Genomic DNA, 12353 nt, shown 5'->3' on the forward strand with positions numbered 1-12353 from the left:
CACCTCGGGGAAGGCGAACTCCGAGCGGAGCGTCGCGATGCGGAAGTCGCAGGCCACGGCCAGCTCGAGGCCGGCTCCCATGGCGAAGCCGTCGATGGCCGCGATGACGGGCTTGCGGCAGCGCTCGGCGGAGGTGAGCGTGTCCCCCCACAGCTCGAGGTCGGCGGGGGCGAGGGTCAGGAACTCCGCGACGTCCCCGCCGGCGCTGAAGGCCTTGCCCCCCGCCCCGCGGACCACGATCACGCGGACCCCCTCGTCGGCCTCGAGGCCGGCGAAGATGCCCGGGAACTCGTTCCGCATCGCCACCGTCATGGTGTTCATCTTGGGCTGCCGGTCGATCCAGAGTATCGCCACGGCGCCCTTCCGCTCCACCCGCAGGAACTCGCTCATGCAGTGACCTCCACGTAGTGTCCATCGCGCAGGAGCCGGCGGAGGATCTTGCCGGAGGCGGTCTTCGGGATCTCCTTGACGAAGACGAAGCGCCGCGGCCGCTTGAAGCTGGCGAGGTCGCCGCTCTCGCGGCAGTGCCGGTCGAGCACCTCCGCAGTCAGGCCCGCGTCCCCGGCCACGACGAAGGCCACCACCCGCTCGCCCCACTTCTCGTCGGGCTCGCCCACCACCGCGACGTCCCGCACCTCGGGATGCCGGGCCAGCGCCTCCTCGACCTCCACCGGGTGGATGTTCTCCCCCCCGCTGATGATCATGTCGTCGACCCGGCCGGAGACGAAGAGATCCCCGGCCTCGTCGAGGTAGCCCATGTCGCCGGTGAAGTACCAGCCGTCGCGGAGCGCCTTCGCATCCGCGTCCGGGCGGTTCCAGTAGCCGGCGAAGGCCTCCTCGGAGTCCAGGCTGGCGATGATCTCGCCCTTCTCGCCGGCCGGCACGGTCTCGTCGGGCCCCACGCGCCGCTCCGCGCTCGCCGCGACGACGCGCAGCCGCGAGTGGATCCCGGGGCGGCCGGCACAGCCGGGCTTGGTGTGGACATCCGGGAAGACCGAGAACGTGTAGATCTCAGTGGACCCGTAATGGTTCACGAAGGTCACGGGGCGGAAGGCGGCCACGCAGGCCCCGGTGAGCGCGGCCAGCATGGGCGCGCCCGCGTAGGCGAGCTTCCTCACCGATGCGACCCGCTCCGGCCTGAACGCCGGGGAGTGCACCAGATCGTGGTAGAGCGTGGGGATGAGGTAGAGCGCGGTGAGCCGCTCCGTCTCGATGTGCGAGAGCGCCGCGCCCGCGCTCCAGTCCGCCTGGCAGACGAAGCAGCCGTTCACCGCGACCATGCTCGTCAGCGAGTGGATCCCCATCGTGTGGTAGAGCGGCATGACGCCGAGCGTGCGCTCACCCCACTGGTAGCCGCACTGGATCACGTGGGCGAGGGCACCCGCGTGGTGGTTCCGGTGGGTTCGCGGCACGCCCTTGGGCCGGCCCGTCGTCCCCGAGGTATAGAGGATGAGGGAGAGATCGCCCTCCGCCACGGGCGACGAGAGCGCGGCGGCCCCCGCCCCCGACGCCAGCAGCTCGGCGAACGCCAGCGTCCCCCCGGGCGGGGCGTCGCCGACAAAGACGAGGCGCCCCCGCCATCGCTGCGTCGCCTCGAGCATGGCCGCAGCCGTCGCCCGCTCGAAGAGCGCGACGCGGGCGCCTGAGTTCTCGAGCACATAGCGGAGCTCGCCTCCCGCGAGCCTGAAGTTCGCCGGCACCGGCACGGCGCCGATGGTCTGGAGCGCCCAGTACGCCAGCACGTGCTCGAGGCGGTTCTTGAGCGCGAAGAGCACGCGGTCGCCCCGGCGGACGCCCAGCCCCGCGAAGGCGCGGCCGAGCGCCGCCGCCTGGCTGGCGAGGTCGGCGTAGGTCACCCGGCGCGCGCCGTCCACGACGGCTGGCGCCTCCGGGTGTCGCAGCGCCGCGCGATCAAGGAGCCGGGCGAGGGTCACGGGACCACGCGCACCTTGCCCCGGTTCTTCCGGTCCAGCACGTGCTGCACGGCGGCCCGCGCGTCCTTGAGCGGGAACACGCGATCGACCACCGGCTTGAGCCGCCCGTCGACCAGGTGCTCGAGCACGGTCTCCAGCTCCGTGAGGGAGCCGAGATTGGTGCCGAGGATCCTGAGGTTCTTGGAATAGACGTGGCGCAGGTCCAGACGTCCCCAGTGCGTGTCGTGAGAGCCGATGGAGACGAGGGTACCCAGCCGGGCGAGCGCATAGACGCTCCGCTCGAAGGTCTCGCCGCCGATGTGCTCGATCACGACGTCGACGCCGCGCTTGCCGCTCCAGCGCTTCGTCTCCTCGACGAAATCCTGCGTCCGGTAGTTCACCACGTGCTCGGCGCCCAGCGAGCGGGCGAAGTCGATCTTGTCGTCGGACCCCACCGTCGTGATCACGCGCGCGCCGCAGAGGCGGGCGATCTGGATGGCCGCGCTGCCGACGCCGCTGCCCGCCGCGTGCACGAGCACCCGCTGGCCCGGCCGGCAGCCCGCCTGGGCGACCAGCGCATGCCAGGAGGTCAGCATGGCGAGCGGCACCGCTGCCCCCGCCTCGAAGGAGATCGCCTCCGGCAGGGGCAGGACGTTGGCCGCCGGCGCTCGGACCAGCTCGGCGTAGCCGCCGTCCTTGTGGGCGCCGAGATAGCCGTAGCGCACGCACACCGTGCGGGCGCCGCGCAGGCAGTACTCGCAGCGTCCGCACGAGAAGCCGGGGAAGATGATCACCCGCTGGCCGGCGGCGAGCCCCGTCACCCCCACGCCGACGGCCTCGACGGTGCCCGTGACCTCGCAGCCGTTGACGTGGGGCAGCCCCTCGGGGGGCGGGAAGCGGCCGTCGAGGAGCAGCATGTCGACCTGGTTCAGCGCGCAGGCCCGCACCCGCACGACCAGCTCCCCCGCCCCCGCGACGGGGTCGCGATAGTCGCCGTACAGGATCTTCTCCGCTCCGCCGTGCTCCTTGAAGAACGCCGCTTTCACGAGACGAGACCTCCTCTGGCGGGGGTGGCGGGCCGGCGCCGGCGCCGCTAGAAGGGAACTTCGGTGCGCTCGTCGAGCACGCGCCTGGCCTTGTGGTCCCAGCGCGGGAGCGCCCCGGGCTCGGCCATCTCCACCGAGACGCGAATGCCCAGTCCCGTGCGAAGCTCGTCGGCCAGCCGGGCGCGCAGGCCGTCCCGCTCCCCGAGGGCGAGCGAGGGCGAGGGGTCGATGCGGACGAGGATGTCGTCGAGCCCCTCGTGGCGCCGGAAGACGATCTGGAACTCATCCACCGCGGCGTGGGGCCGTACCAGCTCCTCGATCCGCCGGGGATAGACGATGATCCCGCGGACCTTCTTCATGTCGTCGAGGCGGGCGTGGACCCCGCCCTCGAAGGCGATGAGCGTCCGCCCGCAGGGGCACTTGCGGTCAGCGACCTGGACGAGATCGCGCGTGCGGTAGCGGAGCAGCGGCATCGCCTTCCGGTAGAGGCTGGTGAAGACCAGCTCGCCCCGCCCGCCCGGGCCCACCGGCCTGTCCTGCTCGTCCAGCACCTCGGGGTAGCAGTAATCCTCGTGGACGTGCGTCAGCCCCGAGCGCGCGTCGCATTCGAAGCCCCAGGCGGCGATCTCCGTGAGCCCGGGCAGGTCGTAGGCCCTGGCCCCGAACGCCGCCTCGATCCTGGCCCGGGTCGCCGGGATCGAGGCCCCCGGCTCGCCCGTATGCCACGTGATCCGGATGCGCGTGTCCTTGGCCAGGTCGACGCCCTTCTTCGCCGCGTGCTCGGCGAGGAAGAGGGCGTAGGACGGCGTGCAGCCAAGCACCGTGATCGGGTACGTCAGGAGCGCGTCGAGGCGCTGGTCGGTCGACAGCCCGCCCACCGGGAAGACGAGGCAGCCGAGGTCCTGCGCCGCATGGAAGCCGCTCCAGTAGCCGATCCACGGCCCGTAGGAGAAGGCCGCCATCACCATGTCGGTCTTCCGGACACCATAGGCGTAGAGCGAGCGCGCGTAGGAGTGATAGAAGCCGTACCAGTCCTCGCGCGTGTCGAGGAACGCCAGCGGGCGGCCCGTCGTCGCCGAGGTCAGGTGCACTCGCTGGACCTCGGCCAGCGGGACCGCGAGCACGTCGCCCCAGGGCGGCGCGGCCGCCTGGTTCTCCTTGAGCTCGTCCTTCGTGGTGAAGGGCAGGTGTCGGAGATCGTCGAGCGTCCGGATGCGCGCGGGGTTGACCCCCGCGGCCTTGAGCCTGCGGCGGTAGAACGGGCTGTGGGCCGCGGCGTGGCGCACCTGCGCGCGCAGGCGCTCGGATTGCCAGCGCGTCATCGCGACGCGCGAGCGCCGCTCGGCCTCGGGCTCGAGGTAGCGGGAGGTCATCAGGGATGTCCCGGCGCCGGAGTCGGCATCATCGCAGCGCCGAGGGTAGAAGAAGACCCCTGACGTGTCAAGGCAGCAGCGTCTCCGGTAGAGTTTCAGTTTGACTGAGGGGCCGAGGCCGGAATTGCCGCTACCTGTAGCATACTCCGGCCAGGGCGAAGCGCCCGAAGCGGCGCCGTGACCCGATGCAGCTTGCTAGACTCATCGGCGACATTGCAACCGGGGAGCAGCCGAACGGCTCGCCCAGCACGGAGCCCGAGACACCGACCACGGCGGCGCGGCGGAAGGGCGGGGTCAAGGGTGGGAAGGCCAGGGCGAAGAAGGTATCGCCTAGGGCGCGGAAGGTGATTGCGAAGAAGGGGGCGCGGGCTTGCTGGACTCAGTAATCCAGCCCTTCTGTTTCAGGATTCTAACGTATTCCGGCAGCCCAAGCGGACAGGCGATCAGTTCGTCAAACTGAGCCTGACTAAGCTTCATCTGTTGACGGATTAGATACGGGATCTTGCCCTCGATAGGACCGCTGCCGTGCGATCGCTTCGTCATCAGAATCAGCGTGCCTTGATAGTAGAACTTAGCGAGGCGGTCCTTCGCGTTAACGACGACCATCCCCAACTTCTTCCACGCCTGCTCGACCTCGCCAATGTGGAGCGACACCCGGCTAGGCTTCCCTGACCACGCTCCTGAGGTAAGCAAGCTGTCGCTGGGGTAGCGGCCCCAAGCTCTGCTCGCCCTTGAGCGCAAGATATAGCTCAACAATGGTCGCTCGGAGGTCGTCAAGTGCGCTGAATTCGTCGTCCCCGATTCCGAATTGCTCAAGGTCGTAACAGCATGCGGTGGGCTGCCCGTCCGAGACTTCGAGTGAAACGGGGATGGGTTCGACGACAACGACGCGCGGATCAGCAAGATCTCGGATGAAGACCGTCCTCTGCTGGCGGTCTCCGGGGAAGTACGGCCAAACCATCGAGGACATGTCATCGCTGGCGATATTTCTCACCTGGGCCGGTGACGCCTGGACCGGATAGGCTTCTTCTACATCGATGAAGACGGCGCTGCCACCGTAGTGCCAAGAGGAAACATGAAGACTCATTTCTGTGGCCTCTTCAGTTCGTCAGGAGGCTGGATGTTTATGATGCCGTTACTCTTCAGGACGTAGACGGGATTGCCCTCATTGTCGTATTCGTCGATTACGCGCCACACCTCCGAGAGCACAACCTTCTGTTTCAACTGAGTGCCATCGGCCAGCAGATAGGTACTCCAGGGCTCGCTGGAGGTGGTCACCTCAATAAGTTCGGCCTCTTTCGGGGGCTCGTTAGGCCTGACCGGGATCTTCTTCCTCATGCTGCCACGCTCACTCTCTGGCCTCGCTGGTCGGGGTCCACCCGGAACGGCGCGTAGCCGTCCTGTAACTGTCCGTCATTTCTGACTTTCGAGCCATGGCGACCTTACGTGCCAAGGGTAGCATGCTCGCCCTCGCCTGGGCCACCCCATTCGGTGTCGGAGGAGGACCACCTTCCCACCTCGGCCCGAGGCCTGTCAACGGCCAACTTGTTGACACCCGGTGTCGGAGAAACACCGAAACACCCAACTACCTCAGTTGCCGCCGGGCCGGGTGCCTCACCGGGCGTGGGACGGGACGATGACGAAGCGGAAGCGCGCCTCCGGCCGGGCGTAGCGCGCCAGCGCTTCGCGCACCTCCTCCGCGGTGAAGCGCTGGTAGTCGGTTGCCAGGCGCGCGATGTCGTCCAGCGACGACCCCCGGTAGTCGAGCGTCGCGAGCCGCTCGGCCCAGAAGTCCGACCCCTTCGTCACCTCGTCGAGCAAGGTGGCGAGCTGCTGCTTGGCCACCGCCAGCTCGTCGGCGGTGGGCCCGTGAGCGGCGAAGGAGTCGAACATCTCCTCGACGGCATCCGCCAGCGCCACGGCCTTGGCGGGATCGGTGGGCGCCTGGGCCGCGAAGACCCCGAACCCCGGGTAGGCCTCGCCGGGCCGCGAGTACGCGCCGATGCTGTAGACGAGCTGCCGCTCCTCGCGGAGCGTGCGGGTCATGCGGGTCGAGAGCACGCGCGAGGCCAGGGCGAGGAGCCGGCTGTCGCGCACGCTGGTGGCATCGGCGCCGAAGAAGCCGGCGAGCACCTGGGCCTGGTCGGTGGGCGTCGCCACCGTCCGTGCCACCTGGATGGGACCGCCCGGGCGCGGGACCGCCCGCTGGGTGGCCAGCGTCGCAGCGTCGATGCGCGGCCGGGGCGGCAGCGAGCCGAGGGAGCGCGCCACGAGGGCGATGGCGCGGGCGCGGTCGATGTCGCCCACCACCGCGACCTCCATCGGCGCGCGCGCGATCAACGCGCCGAGCCAGGCCTGCGCGGCCTCGCGCGTGAGCGCTCGCACCTGGGCCGCCGTCGCGGGGCGCAGGCGCGCCTCGGCGACAGGATAGAACGCCTCGGCCTGGGCCAGGGCCAGGACGCCTCTCGGCTGGACCGCCTGCTCGGCGATCTCCGCGAGCCTCCGCTCCCTCCACTGCTCGAGCCCGGCGGCCTCCACCACGGGATCGGTCAGCAGGAGATGGGCCAGCTGGAGCCCGTGCTCGAGCGAGGCCGGGTCCCCCGAGACGGTCAGCGTGACGCTGTCCGCTCCGAAGCCGCCGCTCACGCGGACCTTCTTGTCCGTCATGAGCCTCCGGATGTCGGTGCTCGACAGCGAGCCGCCGGCCGGGCGGTCCCAGGCGCGCATGGCCGCCTCGGTGATGCCCCGGTTGTCAGCGCGCTCCTCGATGACGCCGCCGGCCAGCGCGATCCGGATGACCGCCTCGTGCCGGCGCTGGACCACTTGCCGGTGATGCACCCGGACCCCGTTGTCGAGCCAGCCCGACCAGACGCCCGTCGCCTCGTGCCGGCTCTCCTCGACCACCAGGCCGCCCGGCAGCGGCGCGGCCGGCAGCCGGGGCGCCGGCGCCCGCTCGAGCGCCGGCGCCGGGCGTACGTCGAGGGCGCTACGTCCCAGCGCGCTCAGCTGGGCCTCCGAGGGCGCCGACACGCCGGAGGGGACCGTGAGGACGAAGACCACGTGGGTCGGGTCGAACGCGGCGGTGAACACGCGCGAGACCTCGTCGGCCGTGATGCCGGGGAGCAGGCGCCTCTGCAGGGCCAGGCGCTGGGCGGCCGACAGCGGGGGCTCGCGCCGCGCCACCGACTGACTGATCTGCCGGAGCAACGATCGCGCGGGCAGCGTCGGCTCCTGCTGGACCGCCTGCTCCGTCTCGGCGATCAGCCCGGCCCGCGCCTCGTCGATCTCGGCCGGCGTGAATCCGTGCTGGCGGGCGCGCTGGAGCGCCGTGGAGAGGTCGGCCAGCGCCTCTCGCCACCGCGCCGGTGCGGCGGTGGCCTGGACGGTGACGATGCGCGCGGCGTGCGCCCACTCGGTGACGGACGCGCCGCCCTTCAGGAAGGCGACACCTCCGGACGCCAGCTCGGCATCGAGCCGGCGGTTGAACGTCCAGCTGCCGAGGTACTCGGCGAGCTGTCGGCGATAGGCGGGCACCGTGGTCACCGGGGGCCGCGCCAGCTCCACCCGGGTCAGCTCGATCTCCGCCTGGGTCAGCTCGGGATCCGTGACGACGATGGCGCGTGTCCCGGTGGTCGCGGCGACCCCGGCGGGGGGCGGCTGGGGACGGGCCACGCTGCGGGCGTCGCCGAAGTGCCGGGCGATGCTCCCCACCACGCCCGCGGGCTCCACGTCGCCGACGGTCATCACCGTCATGTTGCTGGCCACGTACCAGCGCGCGTAGTAGTCGCGGAACTCGGCCGGGCCCACCGAGCGGATCGCCGCCTCGGTGCCGATGGGCAGCCGCCGGCCCAGCGTCGACTCTGGCGCAAGGCGACGCAGCACCTCGTCGCGCACCCGCTGCCGGGCGCCGGCGTATGCGCGCTTCTCTTCCAGGATGATCTGGCGCTCGGCGTCGATCTCCCGGGGGAGGAGGCTCATTCGGAACGCGATGTCGGCGAGGTAGAGGAAACCGCGGTCGACGGTCTCCGCTCGCGTGTCGGGCAGGGCCAGGGTATACACCGTCCGGTCGAGGCCCGTGAAGGCGTTCTGGTCGCGACCGAAGGACAGCCCGAGCGACTGGAAGTACGGGATGAGCGAGCCCGGGGGGAAGTTCGTCGAGCCGTTGAAGGCCATGTGCTCGAGATAGTGCGCGAGGCCGCGGGTCTCCTCGGTCTCGTTGAGTGAGCCCGCGGCCACGTGCAGCCACATCGCGACGCGCCCCGGCGGGTTTGGGCTCCGGCGGACGATGTAGGCGAGCCCGTTGTCCAGGCGACCCGTCACCAGCGCCGGATCGGTCGGCAGCAACTCGGTGGCGCCCGCCGCTGGACCCGTCGCCGTCGCGTCCGGCGGGGGGCTCCCGGCGCAGGCGCCGAGCAGAAGGACGGCCAGCCCCAAGACGGCCGGCCGGAGCGTGGCCCAACGCCGGCGGGCCCGCTCACCGAGTTCTCGGATCACCGTCCCCTGGGCGTGCATGGACCATGCTACCGCGGCGGCGGCCCCGCCGCGATCTCTACCGTAGCAGGAAGCGCTTCGTCTTGCCGGACGCCGTCTTGGGAATCGCGCCCACGAACTCGATGACGCGGGGGACCTTGTAGGCGGCGAGGTTCTGGCGGCAATGCGCTTCCAGCTCCCCGGCGGTGACTGTGCCCTCCGGCTTGAGGACGACGCACGCCTTGGGGATCTCCCCCTTCGCCTCGTCGGCCACGCCCACCACCGCGACGTCCAGCACGGCGGGGTGGGCGTACATCACGTCTTCCACTTCCTTCGGGTAGATGTTGTAGCCACCGCAGATGATGGTGTCCTTGATGCGGTCCACGATGTAGACGTAGCCCTCGGCGTCCATGTACGCCACGTCACCGCTGTGGTACCAGCCGCCGCGCAGGGCCTCCGCGGTGGCCTCGGCCCCGTTCACGTACCCCAAGGGAAGGTTCGGGCCGCGGAACACCAGCTCGCCCCGCTCGCCCGTGGGCACGTCACGATCCTGCCCGTCCACGATGCGCACCTCCACGCCTTCGATCGCCTTCCCACAGGAGCCGTCCGGCCGCTTCCCCCTGGGATCGCCCAGCGTCACGAACGAGTGGGCCTCGGTGATCCCGTAGCCGTCCACGAGCGGAACACCGTACAGCGTCTCGAACTCGTGCATGAGCTTGGCGGGCAGCACGGCGCCCGCCGATTTGGCGATGCGCAGCGATGTCAGATCGTACGTGGCCCGGTCCGGGACGTTGACGAGGTAATTGAACATGGTGGGCACGCCGGGGAAGACGGTGATCCGGTGCTCCTGGATCGCCTGGAGGACCCCGTCCGGCGTGAACCGCTCCAGGATCACCTGGCCGGCGCCCGCCATCATGACCTGGATCATGCAGCTGTTCAGCGCGTAGGAATGGAAGAGCGGCAGCGCGCAGAGGACGATATCGTCCTCGCGGTAGCCGAACCGGTCCGCGACGGCGGCGCCCACGTGCGTGGCGCCGAGGTGCGTGAGGATCGCCCCCTTCGGCCGGCCCGTGGTGCCGGACGTGTAGCCGAGCCAGGCGACGTCCTCCGTCTTCACCGGCACGTCGTGGTGGGGACCGCCCTGCAAGACATCGTCGAAGCGAACCGCATCCGGCGGTGGCGTCCCCCCGTGGACCACGACCGTCTCCAGGCGCCCGGTGTCGGGGCGGACTTCCTGCACGCTGGGCAGGAGCGCGGGCGCGGTGAAGATCACCTTCGACTCGGAGTCCTGGAGGACGAACCGGATCTCGCGCGCCGTGAGCAAGGCGTTGAGGAACACCGTCACCGCTCCCGCCTTGGAGGTGGCGTAGTACGCCTCGATCAGCTCGATGGAGTTCGGCATGTAGCAGGCGACCTTGTCACCCGGGCGCACGCCGAGGGCCTGCAGACCGCCGGCCAGGCGCGTGGTGCGCTCATCGAAGTCCGCGTAGCTGCGCCGAACGCCATGGCATTCGAAGAGCATCTTCGATCCATAGCGGGCCGCTTGCGTGCGGATCAGGTCTCCCAGCGGCATCACGAGCTGCTTCAGATCCCCGCGCACCTCACGCCTCCTTGACCGACGCGCGATCCCGCAATTCCACGCGCCCGATCTTGCCGGATCCTGTCTTCGGAATGGCCGCGATGACCTCCACCGACGTCGGGACCTCGGGGGCCGCAGGCTGTCCCCGGAGGTGGGCGAGGGTCTCGTCGGGCGCCGCCGGCGCGCCCTCCTTCATCGGCAGGCATGTCGGCTCCATGGAGCGCCCCATCACCTGTGCGCACGCGTGGCGGGCAACAGGCCCGTGAGAAGCGCCTGCATCGCCTCGCTGCGCCAGTCGCGCGCGCCCACCGCGTTGCCCGCCACCTCGCCGCCCGGCTTGACGACGAAGGTGGCCGGAAGCGCCGTCACGCGCCACGCGCTGGCCGTCTTGCCGTCCGGGTCGAGCAGGATGGGGAACGTCAGCGCGAGATTGCGGACGTACGGATCGAGCAGCGCGCGCGGCGCACCGCGGTCCACGGACACCCCGAGCACGACCAGCCCCCGCGCGCGGTAGTCCTTCCACAGCGCCTCCAGCGTCGGCATCTCGTCGGTGCACGGCACACACCACGTAGCCCAGAAGTTGAGGATGACGAGCGCGTCACGGTAGTCGGCGAGCGCCGCGCGGTGCCCGTCCAGCGTGGCCAGGCTGAAGGCGGGGCCACGCTGGCCCTCCTCGAATTCGGAGATGCCGGCCTTCTCGAAGGCGTCGAGCACGGGCTCGACGTCGTGCCCGGCGTGATGGCCCCCGTCCACGCCCGGCCGGCTACGCGGCACGAACCACACGAGAGCGCCCACGAGGACGACGGCGACCGTGGCGCGCACGACCGTGTCCCGCCGGGACGCCCCGGAGAGGCTAGACGCCCAGCTTCTCACGGGTCACCGGGCTGTCTCTGAGCTCGCGCGAGGAGGCCTCGAACACGATCGACCCCTTCTCCATGATGTAGCCGCGATCGCAGACGGACAGCGCCACGCGCGCATTCTGTTCGACGAGCAGGACGGTCACGCCGAGCCGCTTCAGCTCGCCCACCATGTCGCGAATGTGGCGGATGAAGGCGGGGGCCAACCCCTGCGTGGGCTCGTCCATGAGGATGAGCTTGGCGCCGGCCATCATGACGCGCGCGATGGCGAGCATCTGCTGCTCGCCGCCCGACAGCGTCTTGCCGGGCTGGTCGATGCGCTCGCGCAAACGCGGGAAGTGCCAAAACACCTCGTCGAGCCGCTGCCGTCGCAGCGCCTCCGAGCGCTTCGACGCCGCCGACAGGCCGAGCTCGAGGTTCTCGCGCACGGTGAGGCCGGGGAAGATGCGGCGGTTCTCGGGCACGAAGCCGATCCCCAGTCGGGCGATCTCGTGCGGCGTGAGACGCGTGAGATCCGCGCCGGCGTGCTCGATCGTCCCGCGCCACGGCTTCAGGAAACCCATCGCCGTCTTCATGAGCGTGGTCTTCCCCATGCCGTTCTTGCCGAGGAGCGCCACCGCCTCGCCCGCGCGGACCTCCAGCGACACGCCAAAGAGGATCGGCGTCGCCCCGTACCCCGCATGGACGTCACGCATGCGCAGCATCAGTTCTTCACCAGGCCCCTCGGCGCCCGCGCGCGAGGGCCCCCTGCCCCGTTCGACGCGGACCACCTCACCAGTCTTCCTCCGGCGGCCCGAGGTACGCCTCGATGACCTTCGGGTCGTTGCGGATCTCGCCCGGCACGCCCTCGGCGATCTTCTCGCCGAAGTGGAGCACCGCGATCCGGTCGGAGATGCCCATCACCACGGACATGTCGTGCTCGATCAGCAGCACGGTGAGACCGCGCGCTTTCGCGATGGTCCGGATGAGCGTCGTGGTGTCCTTCGTCTCGCCGGGCGTCATCCCCGCCGTCGGCTCGTCGAGGAGCAGGAGCGTCGGCTCGGTGGCGAGCGCCAGGCAGATCTCGAGATGGCGCTGCTCGCCGTGCGACAGGTTCTCCGCCACCTCGTCCCGCC

Annotated in this window: 13 protein-coding genes; all 13 read right to left on the reverse strand. The window is 70.4% G+C overall.

The genetic code is table 11. From position 1 onward, the window contains the following. The coding region (locus HYV93_25165) for an enoyl-CoA hydratase/isomerase family protein (protein ID MBI2529263.1) at window positions 1-390 on the reverse strand (390 nt) is incomplete at its 3' end. Next, window positions 387-1934 carry an AMP-binding protein gene (locus HYV93_25170; protein ID MBI2529264.1) on the reverse strand — a complete coding sequence of 516 codons (1548 nt, stop codon included), beginning with the start codon at window positions 1932-1934 and terminating at the stop codon, window positions 387-389. The genes HYV93_25165 and HYV93_25170, both read right to left, overlap by 4 nt. Then, entirely contained in the window at window positions 1931-2959 is a 1029-nt protein-coding gene (locus HYV93_25175) for a zinc-binding dehydrogenase (protein MBI2529265.1), read from the reverse strand. Before HYV93_25175 ends, HYV93_25170 begins: the two co-directional genes overlap by 4 nt. A gap of 47 nt (window positions 2960-3006) precedes the next feature. Continuing rightward, complete coding sequence (locus tag HYV93_25180) at window positions 3007-4332, reverse strand: phenylacetate--CoA ligase family protein (GenBank protein ID MBI2529266.1); 1326 nt, start codon at window positions 4330-4332, stop codon at window positions 3007-3009. A gap of 330 nt (window positions 4333-4662) precedes the next feature. Beyond that, complete coding sequence (locus tag HYV93_25185; protein ID MBI2529267.1) at window positions 4663-4986, reverse strand: hypothetical protein; 324 nt, start codon at window positions 4984-4986, stop codon at window positions 4663-4665. Window positions 4987-4990: 4 nt separating this feature from the next. Then, window positions 4991-5419, reverse strand: coding sequence for a hypothetical protein (locus HYV93_25190; protein ID MBI2529268.1), 429 nt, complete (start codon window positions 5417-5419; stop codon window positions 4991-4993). Continuing rightward, complete coding sequence (locus tag HYV93_25195; protein MBI2529269.1) at window positions 5416-5670, reverse strand: hypothetical protein; 255 nt, start codon at window positions 5668-5670, stop codon at window positions 5416-5418. The genes HYV93_25190 and HYV93_25195 overlap by 4 nt, the downstream gene beginning before the upstream one ends. Window positions 5671-5946: 276 nt before the next feature. Then, complete coding sequence (locus HYV93_25200; GenBank protein MBI2529270.1) at window positions 5947-8844, reverse strand: insulinase family protein; 2898 nt, start codon at window positions 8842-8844, stop codon at window positions 5947-5949. Window positions 8845-8881: 37 nt separating this feature from the next. Next, window positions 8882-10402, reverse strand: coding sequence for a long-chain-fatty-acid--CoA ligase (locus HYV93_25205; protein MBI2529271.1), 1521 nt, complete (start codon window positions 10400-10402; stop codon window positions 8882-8884). Between the two features lies 1 nt (window position 10403). Continuing rightward, on the reverse strand, window positions 10404-10598 hold the full coding sequence (locus HYV93_25210) for a hypothetical protein (GenBank protein ID MBI2529272.1): 195 nt from the start codon (window positions 10596-10598) through the stop codon (window positions 10404-10406). 11 nt (window positions 10599-10609) lie between these two features. Then, on the reverse strand, window positions 10610-11203 hold the full coding sequence (locus tag HYV93_25215; GenBank protein ID MBI2529273.1) for a TlpA family protein disulfide reductase: 594 nt from the start codon (window positions 11201-11203) through the stop codon (window positions 10610-10612). Window positions 11204-11234: 31 nt separating this feature from the next. Then, a complete protein-coding gene (locus tag HYV93_25220) occupies window positions 11235-11942 on the reverse strand; it encodes an ABC transporter ATP-binding protein (protein ID MBI2529274.1) in 708 nt (235 codons plus the stop codon). Between the two features lie 67 nt (window positions 11943-12009). Next, a partial coding sequence (locus tag HYV93_25225; GenBank protein ID MBI2529275.1) for an ABC transporter ATP-binding protein occupies window positions 12010-12353 on the reverse strand: 344 nt, incomplete at its 5' end.

It is taken from the genome of Candidatus Rokuibacteriota bacterium, assembly GCA_016188005.1.
Taxonomy (GTDB): Bacteria; Methylomirabilota; Methylomirabilia; order Rokubacteriales; family CSP1-6; genus UBA12499.